Genomic DNA, 16,952 nt, shown 5'->3' with positions numbered 1-16,952 from the left:
CACGGGTCCGCACGGAGCGAGGGAGGGCGGGAGTGGCGCTGGACGCAGGACTGGTCGGGCGCAGCTACCCGCCCTCCGCCGTCTACGAGGTCGGGCGGGCGAAGATCGCCGAGTTCGCCGCCGCCGTCGGCGCGGCCGACCCGGTGCACACCGACCCGGAGGCCGCCCGCGCGCTCGGGCACCCCGACGTCGTCGCGCCGCCCACCTTCGCCATCGTGGTCACCCTCGGCGCGGCCGACGTGGTCCTCGCCGACCCCGACGTGGCCCTCGACTACAGCCGCGTGGTGCACGGGGAGCAGCGCTTCACCCACCACCGGCCCATCCGCGCCGGCGACCGGCTGGTGAGCACGACCACGATCGAGACGGTCCGCAGCGTGGCCGGCAACGACCTGCTCAGCACGCGGGTCCACGTCGCTACCGAGGACGGCGAGGCCGTCTGCACCGCGACCTCGATGCTCGTGGCCCGGGGCACGGCATGAGCGCCCGCCTGCGGTCTGCCGACGTCGCCGTCGGCACCGAGCTGCCCGAGCAGACCCACCGCGTCACCCGCGCGGACCTCGTCCGCTACGCCGGCGCCTCCGGCGACCTCAACCCCATCCACTGGAGCGACCGGGTGGCCACCTCCGTGGGCCTGCCCGGGGTCATCGCCCACGGGATGCTCACGATGGGCCTGGCCGCCCGGACGGTCACCGACTGGGCCGGGGACCCCGGCGCCGTCGTCGAGTACCAGGTGCGCTTCGGCCGCCCGGTCGTCGTCCCCGACGACGACACCGGCGCGGAGGTGACCGTCCGCGGGAAGGTCGGCGCCGTCCTCGACGGCGGCCGCGTCCGCGTGGACCTCACGGTCACCAGCGCCGGCGAGAAGGTCCTGTCCCTGGCGCGCGCCACCGTCGCACTGGCATGACGCGGCGGCGGACCGTCCCGGCCGCCGTCGCGGCGCTGCTCCTGCTCGCCGGCTGCGGCACCTCGTTCACCGAGACGCTGGCCGCGGACGACACCCCGTCGGCCGCCCCCTCCTCGCCCGCCCCGCCCGACGAGGGCGAGGAGAGCGACGACACCGCCTGCCCGGCCGAGCGTGCCGCGCCCGACCCCGACCGGCCCGTCGTCGACCTCGACTTCCGGCTCTCCGACGACGGGCGCACCGTCACGGGCACCGAGACCGTCGTCTTCACCCCCGACGTGGACACCGACGAGATGGTGTTCCGGCTGGTGCCCAACGGCCCCGGCGCCGCCGAGCGGGGCAACCGGATCACCGTCGACGACGTCCGCGGCGATGACGTCGACCAGGCCGGCTACGAGGACGCCGGCGCTGAGGGACCGGGTGGGCTCTACGTCCTGCAGTTCGACGGCGAGCTCGGGGCCGGCGAGTCCACCGAGGTGGAGCTGGACTTCACCGTCTCCCTCGGCGGCAGCGGGTTCGAGCGGCTCGGCACGGCCGAGGACGTGTCCTGGTGGGCCAGCGGCTTCCCCCTGCTGGCGTGGGAGCCCGGCGTCGGCTGGGCGCGCGACCCCTTCGTCGGCATCCTCGGCGAGACCGCGAGCAGCCCGGTCGCCGACACCACGGTCACCGTCTCGGCGCCCGAGGAGCTCACCGTGCTGATGACCGGCGCGCAGGGCGAGCCCTCGGAGCCCGACGACGGCCGGCGCACCTGGACCTCCCGCGAGCCGGTGGCCCGCGACGTCAGCGTCGCCGTCGGCGAGTTCCGCACCGCCACCCTCACCTCACCCGGCGGCGTCGAGATCACCACCGGGGTGCTGCCCGGGTCGGAGACCGGTCCCGGGGAGCTGGCCGACTGGGCCAGCGAGGACGTCACGGAGCTCGCCGACCGGTTCGGGGCCTTCCCCTACGACACGCTCACGGTGCCGCTGCTGCCCGACGCGGGGGGCGGCATCGAGTACCCGAGCTCGATCCTGCTGGCCGGCGCCAGCCGGGCCGTCCTCGAGCACGAGGTCGCGCACATGTGGTTCTACGGCATGGTCGGCGACTCACAGTTCCGTGACCCGTGGCTGGACGAGGCGTTCGCGACCTACGCCGAGCGCGTCGACGGGCAGGTCTCGCAGGAGGCCCTCGACCGGGTGCTGGCGGGCCCGGGCGACGTCGGTGCGGCGATGGACGAGTTCGCCGACACCGACGCGTACTTCGAGACCGTCTACGACAAGGGCGGCGCCGCGCTGCTCGCCGCCCGCGAGGCAGCCGGTCCCGCGCCGTTCGACGCGGCGCTGCGCTGCTACGTGCAGGTCAACGCCTGGTCGATCGCCACGCCGGCGGACCTGGCGACGGCGCTGGCCGACCTCCCGGCCGCCACCGACGTCCTGGTGGCGGCCGGTGCCCTCGACGAGGACGACCTGCCCGACTGAGCCGCGGCCTCAGCCCGCGGAGCCGAGCAGGCGCTGCAGCCGGCCGACGCCCTCCACCAGGTCGTCGTCGCCGAGGGCGTAGGACATCCGCACGTAGCCCGGCGTCCCGAACGCCTCACCGGGGACGACGGCGACCTCGGCCTGCTCCAGCAGCAGCTCCGCGAGCTCGGCGCTGGTGGACGCGGTCCGGCCGTTGATCGGGCGACCGAGCAGACCCTTGACCGACGGGTAGACGTAGAACGCGCCCTGCGGCTCCGGGCAGGCGACTCCGGGGATCTCGCGCAGCATCGACACGATCGTCTTCCGGCGCCGGTCGAAGGCGGTGCGCATCTCGTCGACCGCCGACAGGTCGCCGGTCAGCGCGGCCACCGCGGCGGCCTGGGAGACGTTGGCGACGTTCGAGGTGGCGTGCGACTGCAGGTTGGTCGCGGCCTTGACGACGTCGGTCGGCCCGATGACCCACCCGACCCGCCAGCCGGTCATCGCGTAGGTCTTGGCCACCCCGTTGACGACGACGCAGCGGTCGACGAGCTCGGGCACCACCACCGGCATCGACGGCGCGGTGGCCCCGCCGTAGGTCAGGTGCTCGTAGATCTCGTCGGTGAGCACCCACAGGCCGGCCTCCAGCGCCCACCGGCCGATGGCCTCGACCTGCTCGGGCGGGTACACCGCGCCGGTCGGGTTCGACGGCGAGACGAACAGCAGCACCTTGGTCCGCTCGGTGCGGGCCGCCTCGAGCTGCTCGACCGTGACCAGGTAGTCGCTGTCCTCGTCGGCGACGACGGGCACCGGCACGCCGCCGGCCAGCCGGATCGCCTCGGGGTAGGTGGTCCAGTAGGGAGCGGGCACCAGGACCTCGTCGCCCGGGTCGAGCATGGTGGCGAAGGCCTCGTAGACGGCCTGCTTGCCGCCGTTGGTGACCAGGACCTGTGCCGGGGTGACCGTCAGGCCCGAGTCGCGGGCGGTCTTGGCGACGATCGCCTCCTTGAGCACGGGCAGCCCGCCGGCCGGCGTGTAGCGGTGCATCGCGGGCCGGCTGCAGGCCGCGATGGCCGCCTCGACGACGTAGTCCGGCGTCGGGAAGTCCGGCTCGCCCGCGCCGAAGCCGATGACCGGCTTGCCCGCCGCCTTGAGCGCCTTGGCCTTCGCGTCGACCGCGAGCGTCGCGGACTCGGCGATCGACCCGATGCGCTGCGAGACGCGGCGCTGGGCGGGGGAGGGGGCAGCGGGCTCCGACGGGGAGACGGCGGTCATGTGCCCATCCTGCCGGAGGACGCGCCGGACGGGCCCGTCAGTTCCGGACGGCATCCCCGCGCCGGCGCGGCACCACGTGCGTGACCGGCGCCGCCCGCCGCGGCCACCGCCCGCTCGGGCGCGGCCTCGGGGCCCTCGGCGACGATCCACCCGTGCAGGCGCTCGCCGCCGATCCCCAGCGGGTTCTCGGCGTCCCGGCCCGCACCGGCGGCGGAGCCGTCGAGCGAGACGCACGGGGCGTGCACGGCCGGCGTGGTCACGGGTCCTCCTCGGGGTCGTCGTCACCGGTCGGACCGCGGCTGCGTGCCGGACTCGTCGCCCGCCGGGGAGGAGAGCGGGAGACGCCGTCCGGAGCGTGGTCACGGACGGGTCCGGCGGTCCCGTACACTGGCATCCCTGGGGCGATCGACCCCCGCCACCGGCGTGCCCCGGAACCTCCCGGGAACCGCGTCGGACCGGCGGGTCCGGCCGTCCCGGGGCGCTCAGGACCACCGCACACGTGGCACCGGTCCCGGGCACTAGGGGTGTAGCTCAACTGGCAGAGCAGCGGTCTCCAAAACCGCAGGCTGCAGGTTCAAGTCCTGTCACCCCTGCCCGTGCCGCCGGCCCGTGCCGGCGCGCAGCACGACCCGGCACCGACCGTGCCCCGGCACCCCGGACACGGTCGCCGACCGGCGAGCACGACACCAGACGGCCCGACAGCAGCGGCCACCACCACGACGCGAGCGAGGCGCAGTGAGCGAGAAGCCGGACCCGGGGGAGGACCCCCGCTCCGCCTCGGACGCCGAGCTGACCGACGAGCAGCTCGACCGCGAGGCGCCGGGCGTCGAGGACGCCGCCGAGCTGGAGGCCGCCGAGGACGAGGTCGCCGCCGAGGCCGAGGCCGGCGAGGACAAGGTCGTCAACACCCCGGCCCGCCGCCGGGGCGGCCGGATCACCGCCGGCGACGACGAGGACGACGAGACGGTCGCCCCGCGCACCCGCCGTGCCGCCCGCGAGCGCACCGGCGGCAGCAGCGCGTCCGGCAGCAGCGCCTCCGGCCGCGCGGCCGAGGGTGCCGGCACCCGGTCGCGGTCCGCCGCGCAGCGCGCCCGGTCCGACGAGGTGCGCCGCCGGCGGAGCCTGCGCCGCTTCCTCCGCGAGGTCGTGGCCGAGCTGCGCAAGGTCATCTGGCCGGGCCGCCGAGAGCTGATCACCTACACCACCGTGGTCATCATCTTCGTGGCGTTCATGGTGGCGCTCGTCGCGGGCCTCGACGTCCTCTTCGCGCAGGGCGTGCTCGCCGTCTTCGGCTGACCGCCCCGCGCCTGCACGCACCCCGACAAGGAAGAGATCCCCGTGACCGACCCCCGCGAGCCCTTCGACACCGACAGCGACGTCGAGGCCATCGACCTCGACGACGCGCGCATGGACGTCCGCGGCAGCGTGGACCTCGAGACCGGTGCCGGTGAGCCCGGCTCGGCCGAGGGCTCGATCGACACCACCGACCAGGACACCGCCACCGGCGTGGCCGACGTGACCCCGGCGGTGGAGAACGGTGGCCGCGACAGCCTGGTCGGCGATCCGCTGGCCGCGCCCGCCTCCGACCACGACCCGATCGTGACCGAGGCGCTGGCCGAGGCCGAGGCGGAGGACGAGGACCCCCGGGAGACCCTCAAGCGCACGCTGCGCACCCAGTTCGGCGACTGGTACGTCATCCACTCCTACGCGGGCTACGAGAACAAGGTGAAGACCAACCTCGAGTCCCGCATCCAGTCGCTGGACATGGAGGACTACATCTTCCAGATCGAGGTGCCCACCGAGGAGGTCACCGAGATCAAGAACGGCAAGCGCACGCAGGTCAACCGGAAGAAGCTGCCCGGCTACCTGCTCGTCCGCATGGACCTCAACGACGAGTCCTGGGGCGCGGTCCGCAACACCCCCGGCGTCACCGGCTTCGTCGGTGCCACCTCCCGGCCCTCGCCGCTGTCGATCGACGAGGTCGTGAACCTGCTGGTCCCGGACGCCCCGCCCCAGGCGGCCAAGGCGGCCGAGGCCGCCTCGCCGGCTGCGGCAGCAGCGCCGACGACGCTGGTCGACTTCGAGGTCGGCGAGTCGGTCACCGTGATGGACGGCCCCTTCGCCACCCTCCCGGCGACCATCAACGAGATCAACGCGGAGCAGCAGAAGCTGCAGGTGCTGGTCTCGATCTTCGGCCGGGAGACGCCGGTCGAGCTCTCGTTCACGCAGGTCGCCAAGATCTGAGCAAGGACCGCGTCGCCCCCCGCCGCTCCTACCCTCGCGGCGGGACCCGACGACGCGGCCGTTCCATCCCGTCACGAAGAAGGAAGTCATGCCCCCCAGGAAGCGGTTGACCGCGGTCATCAAGCTCCAGATCAAGGCCGGTGCGGCCACCCCCGCGCCGCCCGTCGGTCCGGCGCTCGGCCAGCACGGCGTCAACATCATGGAGTTCTGCAAGGCGTACAACGCGGCGACCGAGTCGCAGCGCGGTGACGTCGTGCCCGTCGAGATCTCGGTGTTCGAGGACCGCTCGTTCACCTTCGTCACCAAGACCCCGCCGGCCGCGCGCATGCTGCTCAAGGCCGCCGGTGTCGAGAAGGGCTCCGGCGAGCCGCACAAGACCAAGGTCGCCACCGTCACCCGCGACCAGGTCCGCGAGATCGCGCAGACCAAGATGCCCGACCTCAACGCCAACTCGCTGGACGAGGCCGAGCGCATCATCGCCGGCACCGCCCGCTCGATGGGCATCACCGTCCAGGGCTGACGGAAGCCGCCGGTCACCGGCGGCATTGCACCATCCGGGCTCGTCCGAGCCCGAGCAGTTGTGGGAGGGCCGCGCCAGGCCCGCACACCACGAGATCCCCGGGCCACGCGCCCGGGGGAGAGGACACCACCATGGCGAAGCACGGAAAGAAGTACCGCGAGGCGGCAGCCAAGGTCGACCGCGAGAGCCTCTACAGCCCGCTGCAGGCGGCGGGGCTGGCGAAGGAGACCTCGCCGACCACCTACGACGCGACCGTCGAGGTGGCGATCCGGCTGGGCGTCGACCCGCGCAAGGCCGACCAGATGGTCCGCGGCACGGTCAACCTGCCCCACGGCACCGGCAAGACCGCCCGCGTCATCGTCTTCGCGACCGGAGACAGGGCCGCCGAGGCCGAGGCCGCCGGCGCCGACGTCGTCGGCTCGGACGACCTGATCGAGCGCATCCAGGGCGGCTTCCTGGACTTCGACGCCGCGGTCGCCACCCCGGACCAGATGGCCAAGGTCGGTCGCGTCGCCCGCATCCTCGGGCCCCGCGGCCTGATGCCGAACCCGAAGACCGGCACCGTGACCCCCGACGTCACCAAGGCCGTCAACGACATCAAGGGCGGCAAGGTCAACTTCCGCACCGACAAGCAGGCCAACCTGCACCTGGTGATCGGCAAGACCTCCTTCGACGAGACCCGTCTCGTGGAGAACTACGCCGCCGCCCTCGACGAGGTGCTGCGCGCCAAGCCGGCCGCCGCCAAGGGGCGGTACCTCCGGAAGGTCACCATCTCCACGACCATGGGCCCGGGCATCCCGGTCGACCCCAACCGCACCCGCAACCTGACGGTGGACGAGCCCACCGCGTGAGGACCCCTGCGGTCCCCGGAGGCCCCGCCGCGCGCGAGCGCGCGGCGGGGCCTCTGCCGTTCCCGGGCACCGGCCGCCGCCCCCGCCGCGCGGTCGCGTATGCTCATCGACGTTCCCCCCACGACCGCTGGTCGTCGCACGTCCGCGTGCGATCGAAGGTCCCGGATCCACCGGGCGGCCCGCGCAGGAGGACGGATCGATCGACGCGGCGCCCCGTGCCCGCCGTCCCTCGCCCCGTGCGCCTGCGCCGGGGCGTTCGTCGTCTCCGGGCCCCGATCGCCCGCTCTCGTACGGCGCACGAGTGGTCGCCCGTCAGACGAGAGGAGGCCCATGCCCACGCAGGCGAAGGCCGCGGTGATCGACGAGATCACCGAGCGGTTCCAGAAGTCCAGCGCGGCCGTGCTCACCGAGTACCGCGGGCTGACCGTGACGCAGCTGACCCAGCTGCGTCGTTCCCTCGGTGCGGGCAGCAGCTACGCCGTCGTCAAGAACACCCTGACGAAGCGGGCGGCGGACTCGGTCGGGCACACCGACCTGGCCCCGCTGCTCAACGGCCCGACCGCGATCGCCTTCATCGAGGGCGACGTCGTCGAGGCCGCCAAGGCCATCCGTGACTTCGCGCGTGCCAACCCGCTGCTCGTCGTCAAGGGCGGCGTCGTCGAGGGCCGCACCGTCAGCCCCGCCGAGGTCACCGCCCTCGCCGACGTCGAGCCGCGCGAGGTGCTGCTGGCCAAGCTGGCCGGCGCGATGAAGGGCAACCTCACCAAGGCCGCCGGGCTGTTCCAGGCCCCGCTGTCGCAGGTCGCCCGTCTGGCCGCCGCGCTGCAGGAGAAGAAGCCCGCCGAGGGCGACGCTCCGGCCGCCGACACCGCTGCCGCGGACGCCCCGGCCACCGATGGCACTGCTGCCGACACCCCCACCGACACCGCTGACGCCGCGGACGCCGCGGCCAGCACCGACTGACCCCAGAAGGAGAGATCATGGCCAAGCTGTCCACCACGGAGCTGCTCGACGCGTTCAAGGAGATGACGCTGCTCGAGCTGTCCGACTTCGTGAAGCAGTTCGAGGAGACCTTCGAGGTCACCGCGGCTGCCCCCGTCGCCGTCGCGGCCGCTGCGCCCGCCGGTGGTGGCGACGGCGGTGCCCCCGCCGCCGAGGAGCAGGACGAGTTCGACGTCATCCTCGAGGCTGCCGGTGACAAGAAGATCCAGGTCATCAAGGAGGTGCGCGGCCTGACCTCGCTCGGCCTCAAGGAGGCCAAGGACCTGGTCGACGGCGCGCCGAAGCCGGTCCTGGAGAAGGTCGCCAAGGACGCCGCCGAGAAGGCGAAGGCCGCTCTCGAGGGCGCCGGCGCCACCGTCACCGTCAAGTGACCCCTTGCCCGGCCGTTCCGATGGCCGGGTACGTCACCGTCGCGTGACACCGTCCCCGGCCCGAGCCGGGGACCTGCACAACCCAGAACGCCACAGGGGCCGTTCTCCTCCGGGGGAGCGGCCCCTGTCGCATGCGGGTGACGTGACAGCGACCCGTGTCAGGTGGAGGGGGTGAGGCATGCGACCGCCCCCGGCCGTCCTCGTCACCCCTGAGTGGTCGGAGCCGGACGCGCTGGTCCGGCCGGCGACGGAGCCGGGGGACGAGGATGTCGACAGCGGGCGTTGCGGTCCGGTTCCGGGGGTTGACCAGGTCGTCCGGCAGCCAGGACACCTGGAGCGACGTCCCGCCGACCCTGCCGCCGACCCGCGTCGACGGCGAGTGGGGGACCAGCGACCTGACGCTGCTCACGACCTCCGGCGGTCCCGCCCCGCGGTCCTCTTCCGGCGTGGCGGCGACAACGGGGCACCCGGACTGGCATCATCGGCGCGCGGAATGCCGCCCGTCGTGTCGGCGCCGTCCTTACCGGGGACGTGGTGTGGGTCGCCACTCCCCCCGACGTGGACAGCGTTCGCGAGCAGGGGTAGGGTTCTCTGTTGCGCTGCCCCCTGACTGCCTGCCCGCCGAGACGGGTCACCTGGGGTGCCCGGGATCACCCGGCACCCCGGCGACGACCCCGTCGACCCAGCGGGCCGGACGCCGTGGACAGCCCCGCCGAAACCGACGACGACCCAGGACGAACCAGCACCCACCGCCCGCACGTCGTGAGGTCCTTGGAAGGACGCATCTTGGCAGGCTCTCGCCCCACCAGCATCTCCCCCAGCACCACCGAGTCCGGCGGCTACGGCCAGCAGAACCAGACTCCCCAGGCCGGCCCCCGCACCGGAGAGGCCGACCAGCAGAAGATCCCCGGCGCCCCCCTCCGGGTCTCGTTCGCGAAGATCTCCGAGCCCCTCGAGGTCCCGGACCTGCTCGCCCTGCAGACCGCGTCCTTCGACTGGCTGGTCGGCAGCCCCGAGTGGCGCGCCACCCTCTCGCCCGAGGAGCAGGCCGCCGCCGTCGGCGGCCTGGCCGAGATCCTCGAGGAGATCTCCCCGATCGAGGACTTCAGCGGCTCGATGTCGCTGTCCTTCTCCAACCCGCGCTTCGAGGACGTCAAGGCGTCCCTCGAGGAGTGCAAGGACAAGGACATGACCTACGCGGCGCCGCTGTTCGTCACCGCCGAGTTCATGAACAACACCACCGGCGAGATCAAGAGCCAGACGGTGTTCATGGGCGACTTTCCGATCATGACGAACAAGGGCACGTTCGTCATCAACGGCACCGAGCGCGTCGTGGTCTCCCAGCTCGTGCGCAGCCCCGGCGTCTACTTCGACAAGACCCTGGACAAGACCTCCGACAAGGACGTCTTCAGCGCCAAGGTGATCCCCAGCCGTGGTGCGTGGCTGGAGTTCGACGTCGACAAGCGCGACACCGTCGGCGTCCGCATCGACCGCAAGCGCCGCCAGCCGGTCACCGTGCTGCTCAAGGCGCTGGGCTGGACCGAGGACCGCATCCGCGAGCACTTCCAGTGGTCGCCCACCGTCCTCGCCACTCTGGAGAAGGACCACATCGCCGGGCAGGACGAGGCGCTGCTCGACATCTACCGCAAGCTGCGGCCGGGCGAGCCGCCGACGCGGGAGAGCGCCCAGGCCCTGCTGGAGAACCTCTTCTTCAACCCGAAGCGCTACGACCTGGCCAAGGTCGGCCGCTACAAGGTCAACAAGAAGCTCGGCGTCGAGGTGCCCCAGCCGACCTCCACGCTGACCGAGGACGACATCGTCGCCACCATCGAGTACGTCGTGCGGCTGCACGCCGGCGAGCCCGACCACGGCGTCGACGACATCGACCACTTCGGCAACCGCCGCCTGCGCACCGTCGGCGAGCTGATCCAGAACCAGATCCGGGTCGGCCTCTCCCGCATGGAGCGCGTCGTCCGCGAGCGGATGACGACCCAGGACGTCGAGGCGATCACGCCGCAGACCCTGATCAACATCCGGCCGGTCGTCGCCTCCATCAAGGAGTTCTTCGGCACCAGCCAGCTGTCGCAGTTCATGGACCAGACCAACCCGCTCGCGGGCCTGACCCACAAGCGCCGCCTGTCGGCGCTGGGCCCGGGTGGTCTGTCCCGTGAGCGGGCCGGCATGGAGGTCCGCGACGTGCACCCGAGCCACTACGGCCGGATGTGCCCGATCGAGACGCCGGAAGGCCCGAACATCGGCCTGATCGGCTCGCTGTCGGCCTACGGGCGGGTCAACGCCTTCGGCTTCATCGAGACCCCCTACCGGCGGGTCGTCAACGGCACGGTCACCGACTCGATCGACTACCTGACCGCCGACGAGGAGGACCGCTTCGTCGTCGCCCAGGCCAACTCGCCGCTGGACGCGCAGGGCCGGTTCGCCGAGGACCGCGTCCTGGTCCGCACCAAGGGCGGTGAGGTCGACTACCTCGTCCCCGAGAACGTCGACTACATGGACGTCTCGCCGCGGCAGATGACCTCGGTCGCGACGGCGATGATCCCGTTCCTCGAGCACGACGACGCCAACCGCGCGCTCATGGGCGCGAACATGCAGCGTCAGGCCGTCCCGCTGCTGCGCAGCGAGGCGCCGCTGGTCGGCACCGGCATGGAGCTGCGGGCCGCCGTCGACGCCGGCGACGTCGTCGTGGCGGAGAAGGCCGGTGTGGTCGAGGACTCGACCGCCGACTACGTCACCGTCATGGCCGACGACGGGACCCGGCAGACCTACCGGCTGCTGAAGTTCCGCCGCTCGAACCAGGGCACCTCGATCAACCAGACCCCCGTCGTCGACGAGGGCCAGCGGGTCGAGGTCGGCCAGGTCATCGCCGACGGGCCGTGCACCGACCAGGGTGAGATGGCGCTGGGCAAGAACCTGCTCGTCGCCTTCATGCCGTGGGAGGGCCACAACTACGAGGACGCGATCATCCTGTCGCAGCGCCTCGTGCAGGACGACGTCCTGTCCTCGATCCACATCGAGGAGTTCGAGGTCGACGCCCGCGACACCAAGCTCGGTGCCGAGGAGATCACCCGGGACATCCCGAACGTCTCCGAGGAGGTCCTCGCCGACCTCGACGAGCGCGGCATCATCCGCATCGGTGCCGAGGTCGTCCCCGGCGACATCCTCGTCGGCAAGGTCACGCCCAAGGGCGAGACCGAGCTGACCCCCGAGGAGCGGCTGCTGCGGGCGATCTTCGGCGAGAAGGCCCGCGAGGTCCGCGACACCAGCCTCAAGGTCAAGCACGGTGAGTCCGGCAAGGTCATCGGCGTCCGCGTGTTCTCGCGCGAGGACGGCGACGAGCTGCCCGCCGGCGTCAACGAGCTGATCCGGGTCTACGTCGCCCAGATGCGCAAGATCTCCGACGGCGACAAGCTCGCCGGGCGCCACGGCAACAAGGGCGTCATCGCGAAGATCCTGCCGCAGGAGGACATGCCGTTCCTCGAGGACGGCACCCCCGTGGACATCGTCCTCAACCCGCTCGGCGTCCCCGGCCGGATGAACGTCGGCCAGGTCCTGGAGACCCACCTCGGGTGGATCGCCAAGTCCGGCTGGCAGGTCGAGGGCGACCCCGGGTGGGCGGCCAACCTGCCCGAGCAGGCGCGTGAGGCGCAGCCCGGCACCCGGACCGCGACGCCGGTGTTCGACGGCGCCCGCGAGGAGGAGATCATCGGCCTGCTGGGCTCGACGATCCCGAACCGCGACGGCAACCGGATGGTGCAGGAGACCGGCAAGGCGCGGCTGTTCGACGGCCGCTCCGGGGAGCCCTTCCCCGAGCCGATCTCGGTGGGCTACGTGTACATCCTGAAGCTCCTGCACCTGGTCGACGACAAGATCCACGCCCGGTCGACCGGCCCGTACTCGATGATCACGCAGCAGCCGCTGGGTGGTAAGGCCCAGTTCGGTGGCCAGCGCTTCGGTGAGATGGAGTGCTGGGCGATGCAGGCCTACGGCGCGGCGTACGCGCTGCAGGAGCTGCTGACCATCAAGTCCGACGACATCCTCGGCCGCGTCAAGGTCTACGAGGCCATCGTCAAGGGCGAGAACATCCCCGAGCCGGGCATCCCCGAGTCGTTCAAGGTGTTGCTCAAGGAGCTGCAGTCGCTCTGCCTCAACGTCGAGGTGCTGTCCGGCGACGGGCAGGCGATCGAGCTGCGCGACACCGACGACGAGGTGTTCCGGGCCGCGGAGGAGCTGGGCATCGACCTGTCCCGCCGCGAGCCCTCCAGCGTCGAGGACGTGTGATCGGCCGCCGGCCGGCCCACCGCGGTGGGCCGGCCGGCGCCCCCGACCTTCCGATCGAAAAAGCAGTAACCGAGCCCCGGGAAAGGGGTCCACTCAGTGCTCGACGTCAACTTCTTCGACGAGCTCCGCATCGGTCTGGCCACCGGCGACGACATCCGTCAGTGGTCGCACGGTGAGGTGAAGAAGCCCGAGACCATCAACTACCGCACGCTGCGTCCGGAGAAGGACGGTCTCTTCTGCGAGAAGATCTTCGGTCCCACCCGGGACTGGGAGTGCTACTGCGGCAAGTACAAGCGCGTCCGCTTCAAGGGCATCATCTGTGAGCGCTGCGGCGTCGAGGTGACCCGGGCCAAGGTCCGCCGCGAGCGGATGGGCCACATCGAGCTGGCCGCGCCGGTCACCCACATCTGGTTCTTCAAGGGCGTGCCCTCGCGCCTGGGCTACCTGCTCGACCTGGCGCCCAAGGACCTCGAGAAGATCATCTACTTCGCCGCCTACCTGATCACCTCGGTCGACGACGAGGCGCGCCACCGCGACCTCCCGACCATCGAGGCCGAGATCAGCGCGGAGAAGCACAACCTCGAGAGCCGGCGCGACGCCGACGTCGAGGCCCGCCAGCAGAAGCTCGAGGCCGACCTGGCCGAGCTCGAGGCGGAGGGCGCCAAGTCCGACGTCCGCCGCAAGGTGCGCGAGGGCGGCGAGCGCGAGATGCGCCAGCTGCGCGACCGCGCCCAGCGGGAGATCGACCGCCTCGAGGAGGTGCTCGACACCTTCCGCAAGCTCGAGGTGAAGCAGCTCATCGCCGACGAGGGCCTCTACCGCGAGCTGCGCGACCGCTTCGGTGAGTTCTTCGTGGGTGGCATGGGTGCCGCGGCCCTGCAGAAGCTGCTGGCCGACTTCGACCTCGACGCCGAGGCCGCCTCGCTGCGCGACACCATCCGCAACGGCAAGGGCCAGCGCAAGCTGCGGGCCCTCAAGCGGCTCAAGGTCGTCGCGGCGTTCCAGCAGACCCGCAACTCGCCCATGGGCATGGTGCTGGACTGCGTGCCGGTCATCCCGCCGGACCTGCGCCCGATGGTGCAGCTCGACGGTGGCCGCTTCGCCACCAGCGACATGAACGACCTGTACCGCCGGGTGATCAACCGGAACAACCGGCTCAAGCGGCTGCTCGACCTCGGCGCGCCCGAGATCATCGTCAACAACGAGAAGCGGATGCTCCAGGAGTCCGTGGACGCGTTGTTCGACAACGGCCGCCGCGGCCGGCCGGTCACCGGCCCGGGCAACCGCCCGCTCAAGTCGCTGTCGGACCTGCTCAAGGGCAAGCAGGGCCGGTTCCGCCAGAACCTGCTCGGCAAGCGCGTCGACTACTCCGGCCGCTCGGTCATCGTCGTCGGCCCGCAGCTGAAGCTGCACCAGTGCGGCCTGCCCAAGCAGATGGCGCTGGAGCTGTTCAAGCCCTTCGTCATGAAGCGGCTGGTCGACCTCAACCACGCGCAGAACATCAAGAGCGCCAAGCGCATGGTCGAGCGCGCCCGTCCCGTCGTGTGGGACGTGCTCGAGGAGGTCATCACCGAGCACCCGGTGCTGCTCAACCGGGCGCCGACGCTGCACCGCCTGGGCATCCAGGCGTTCGAGCCGCAGCTGGTCGAGGGCAAGGCCATCCAGATCCACCCGCTGGTCTGCACGGCCTTCAACGCCGACTTCGACGGTGACCAGATGGCGGTCCACCTGCCGCTGTCGGCCGAGGCGCAGGCCGAGGCCCGCATCCTCATGCTGTCCAGCAACAACATCCTGAGCCCGGCCGACGGTCGTCCGATCACCGCGCCGACCCAGGACATGGTGCTGGGCCTGTACCACCTGACCACCCTGGTGCCGAGCCGGTACGAGGCCGACGGTGGCCAGCCGGCGGCGTTCGCGTCGACGGCCGAGGCGATCATGGCCTACGACAAGGGTGCGCTGGGTCTGCAGGAGCGGGCGCTGATCCGCCTCGACGAGGTGTTCGGCGTCGACAACGGCAAGGTCAACGAGCCCTGGGAGCAGCCCGAGGACTGGACCTCGGGTGCCCCCTCGCTGGTGCGCACGAGCCTGGGCCGGGTGCTGTTCAACGAGGCCCTGCCCGAGGACTACCGCTTCGTCAACTACCAGGTGCCGAAGAAGGAGCTCGGGGCGATCGTCAACGACCTCGCCGAGCGCTACCCCAAGGTGCAGGTCGCGGCGACGCTGGACGCCCTCAAGTCGGCCGGCTTCCGCTGGGCGACCCGCTCGGGCGTCACGATCGCCATCGACGACGTCGTCACCCCGCCGGCCAAGCAGGAGATCCTCGACCGGCACGAGGCCGAGGCGCGGGGCATCGAGCGGCAGTACGAGCGCGGTGTCATCACCGACTCCGAGCGCCGTGGCGAGCTCATCGAGATCTGGACCCGCGCGCGGGCCGAGGTCAGCCAGGCGATGGTGGACAACTTCCCGACCACCAACCCGGTCTGGGTCATGGTCAACTCGGGCGCCCGAGGCAACATGATGCAGATCAGCCAGATCGCCGGCATGCGCGGTCTGGTGGCCAACCCGAAGGGCGAGATCATCCCGCGGCCGATCAAGGCCAACTTCCGGGAGGGTCTGTCCGTGCTGGAGTACTTCATCTCCACGCACGGTGCGCGCAAGGGCCTGGCCGACACCGCGCTCCGCACCGCGGACTCCGGGTACCTCACCCGACGGCTGGTCGACGTCTCGCAGGACGTCATCATCCGCGAGGAGGACTGCGGCACCGAGCGCGGCGTGATCATGCCGATCGCGACCGTGATCGACGGCCGGCTCACCCGGGACGCGCACGTCGAGACCAGCGTGTACGCCCGCTCGCTGGCCGCCGACGTGACGGCCGAGGACGGCACGCTCGTCGCGCGGGCCGGTGAGGACCTGGGTGACGTGCTCATCGGCGCCCTGGTCGACGCCGGTGTCGCCGAGGTCAAGGTCCGCTGCGTCCTGACCTGCGAGTCCCTGTTGGGCACCTGCGCGACCTGCTACGGCCGGTCGCTGGCCACCGGCAAGCTCGTCGACGTCGGCGAGGCGGTCGGCATCATCGCCGCCCAGTCGATCGGTGAGCCCGGCACCCAGCTGACGATGCGCACCTTCCACACCGGTGGTGTCGCGGGTGAGGACATCACCCACGGTCTGCCGCGTGTGGTGGAGCTCTTCGAGGCCCGCGTCCCCAAGGGCAAGGCCCCGATCGCCGAGCTGGCCGGCTCCGTCCGGATCGAGGACGGCGAGCAGTTCCGGAAGCTGACCATCACCCCGGACGACGGCTCCGACGAGGTCGTCTACGACAAGCTGTCGCGCCGGTCGCGGCTGCGGGTCGAGGACGGTGCCCACGTCGAGGTCGGCGAGCAGCTCACCGAGGGTGCAGTCGACCCGCACGAGGTGCTGCGGATCATGGGCCCGCGCGAGGTGCAGCTGCACCTCGTCCGCGAGGTCCAGGAGGTCTACCGCAGCCAGGGCGTGTCGATCCACGACAAGCACATCGAGGTGATCATCCGCCAGATGCTCAAGCGGGTGACCATCATCGACTCGGGCGCCACGGAGTTCCTCCCCGGTGCGCTGGTCGAGCGGACGCTGTTCGAGACCGAGAACCGCCGCGTCGTCGCCGAGGGCGGCGAGCCGGCCTCGGCCCGTCCGGTGCTCATGGGCATCACCAAGGCCTCGCTCGCGACCGAGTCGTGGCTGTCGGCCGCCTCCTTCCAGGAGACGACCAAGGTGCTCACCGACGCCGCGATCCAGGGAAAGAGCGACAGCCTGCTCGGCCTCAAGGAGAACGTGATCATCGGCAAGCTGATCCCGGCGGGTACGGGCATCAGCCGCTACCGGAACATCACGGTCGAGCCGACCGAGGAGGCCCGCGCCGCCGTCTACACGATGGCCGGGTACGACGACGGGCAGTACTACAGCCCGGACGTGTTCGGGTCGGGCTCCGGTGAGGCCGTGCGTCTCGAGGAGTACGACTGGCGGGGCTGATCCCCGGTAGCACGTGAGAAGGGCCCCGCAGATCGCGAGATCTGCGGGGCCCTT

Annotated in this window: 13 protein-coding genes and 1 tRNA gene; 12 read left to right on the top strand and 2 right to left on the bottom strand. The window is 71.7% G+C overall.

Features of this window, described 5'->3' with window-relative positions; genetic code table 11:
• Positions 1-32: 32 nt before the first annotated feature.
• The 3 genes from BM414_RS04530 to BM414_RS04520 are packed head-to-tail and all read left to right on the top strand — an operon-like array spanning position 33 to position 2,358.
• Positions 33-479, top strand: a complete 447-nt coding sequence (locus BM414_RS04530) for an FAS1-like dehydratase domain-containing protein (protein ID WP_093578217.1) — start codon at positions 33-35, stop codon at positions 477-479.
• The gene (locus BM414_RS04525; RefSeq protein WP_093578216.1) at positions 476-904 is read left to right on the top strand and encodes a MaoC family dehydratase; all 429 of its coding nucleotides are present in this window, start codon (positions 476-478) and stop codon (positions 902-904) included. The genes BM414_RS04530 and BM414_RS04525 overlap by 4 nt, the downstream gene beginning before the upstream one ends.
• Positions 901-2,358 (top strand): M1 family aminopeptidase, encoded by a 1,458-nt coding sequence (locus BM414_RS04520; RefSeq protein WP_093578215.1) that lies wholly within the window; start codon positions 901-903, stop codon positions 2,356-2,358. The genes BM414_RS04525 and BM414_RS04520 overlap by 4 nt, the downstream gene beginning before the upstream one ends.
• Positions 2,359-2,367: 9 nt before the next feature.
• Here BM414_RS04520 and BM414_RS04515 read toward each other — a convergent pair whose 3' ends face one another.
• Both BM414_RS04515 and BM414_RS04510 read right to left on the bottom strand, forming a co-directional pair.
• Complete coding sequence (locus BM414_RS04515; protein ID WP_093578214.1) at positions 2,368-3,612, bottom strand: pyridoxal phosphate-dependent aminotransferase; 1,245 nt, start codon at positions 3,610-3,612, stop codon at positions 2,368-2,370.
• Entirely contained in the window at positions 3,609-3,872 is a 264-nt protein-coding gene (locus BM414_RS04510; RefSeq protein WP_093578213.1) for a hypothetical protein, read from the bottom strand. The genes BM414_RS04515 and BM414_RS04510 overlap by 4 nt, the downstream gene beginning before the upstream one ends.
• Positions 3,873-4,132: 260 nt before the next feature.
• Here BM414_RS04510 and BM414_RS04505 point away from each other — a divergent pair.
• The 9 genes from BM414_RS04505 (at position 4,133) to BM414_RS04465 (ending at position 16,898) form a co-directional block, all read left to right on the top strand.
• Positions 4,133-4,205 (top strand) — tRNA-Trp (locus tag BM414_RS04505).
• A gap of 142 nt (positions 4,206-4,347) precedes the next feature.
• A complete protein-coding gene (gene secE, locus BM414_RS04500) occupies positions 4,348-4,908 on the top strand; it encodes a preprotein translocase subunit SecE (protein ID WP_175551411.1) in 561 nt (186 codons plus the stop codon).
• 42 nt (positions 4,909-4,950) lie between these two features.
• Positions 4,951-5,856, top strand: coding sequence for a transcription termination/antitermination protein NusG (gene nusG, locus BM414_RS04495; protein WP_217644541.1), 906 nt, complete (start codon positions 4,951-4,953; stop codon positions 5,854-5,856).
• Positions 5,857-5,944: 88 nt separating this feature from the next.
• Positions 5,945-6,376 (top strand): 50S ribosomal protein L11, encoded by a 432-nt coding sequence (gene rplK / locus BM414_RS04490; RefSeq protein WP_093578212.1) that lies wholly within the window; start codon positions 5,945-5,947, stop codon positions 6,374-6,376.
• A gap of 131 nt (positions 6,377-6,507) precedes the next feature.
• Complete coding sequence (gene rplA, locus BM414_RS04485) at positions 6,508-7,227, top strand: 50S ribosomal protein L1 (protein WP_093578211.1); 720 nt, start codon at positions 6,508-6,510, stop codon at positions 7,225-7,227.
• Positions 7,228-7,557: 330 nt separating this feature from the next.
• Complete coding sequence (rplJ, locus tag BM414_RS04480; RefSeq protein WP_093578210.1) at positions 7,558-8,190, top strand: 50S ribosomal protein L10; 633 nt, start codon at positions 7,558-7,560, stop codon at positions 8,188-8,190.
• Between the two features lie 17 nt (positions 8,191-8,207).
• A complete protein-coding gene (rplL, locus tag BM414_RS04475; RefSeq protein WP_093578209.1) occupies positions 8,208-8,600 on the top strand; it encodes a 50S ribosomal protein L7/L12 in 393 nt (130 codons plus the stop codon).
• 786 nt (positions 8,601-9,386) lie between these two features.
• Positions 9,387-12,896 (top strand): DNA-directed RNA polymerase subunit beta, encoded by a 3,510-nt coding sequence (gene rpoB / locus BM414_RS04470; protein WP_217644540.1) that lies wholly within the window; start codon positions 9,387-9,389, stop codon positions 12,894-12,896.
• 96 nt (positions 12,897-12,992) lie between these two features.
• The gene (locus BM414_RS04465) at positions 12,993-16,898 is read left to right on the top strand and encodes a DNA-directed RNA polymerase subunit beta' (protein ID WP_093578208.1); all 3,906 of its coding nucleotides are present in this window, start codon (positions 12,993-12,995) and stop codon (positions 16,896-16,898) included.
• The last annotated feature ends 54 nt before the right edge of the window (positions 16,899-16,952 follow it).

The organism is Geodermatophilus amargosae (genome assembly GCF_900116515.1).
Taxonomy (GTDB): domain Bacteria; phylum Actinomycetota; class Actinomycetes; order Mycobacteriales; family Geodermatophilaceae; genus Geodermatophilus; species Geodermatophilus amargosae.
Note: the sequence above shows the minus strand (reverse complement) of the source record. Positions and strands in the feature narration are given on the sequence as shown.

Excerpts from the sequence above, each read along its gene's own strand:
- BM414_RS04525 (WP_093578216.1), top strand. The coding sequence starts at position 476 with ATGAGCGCCCGCCTGCGGTCTGCCGACGTCGCCGTCGGCACCGAGCTG.
- BM414_RS04520 (WP_093578215.1), top strand. The coding sequence starts at position 901 with ATGACGCGGCGGCGGACCGTCCCGGCCGCCGTCGCGGCGCTGCTCCTG.
- BM414_RS04515 (WP_093578214.1), bottom strand. The coding sequence starts at position 3,612 with ATGACCGCCGTCTCCCCGTCGGAGCCCGCTGCCCCCTCCCCCGCCCAG.
- rplK (WP_093578212.1), top strand. The coding sequence starts at position 5,945 with ATGCCCCCCAGGAAGCGGTTGACCGCGGTCATCAAGCTCCAGATCAAG.
- rplA (WP_093578211.1), top strand. The coding sequence starts at position 6,508 with ATGGCGAAGCACGGAAAGAAGTACCGCGAGGCGGCAGCCAAGGTCGAC.
- rplJ (WP_093578210.1), top strand. The coding sequence starts at position 7,558 with ATGCCCACGCAGGCGAAGGCCGCGGTGATCGACGAGATCACCGAGCGG.
- rplL (WP_093578209.1), top strand. The coding sequence starts at position 8,208 with ATGGCCAAGCTGTCCACCACGGAGCTGCTCGACGCGTTCAAGGAGATG.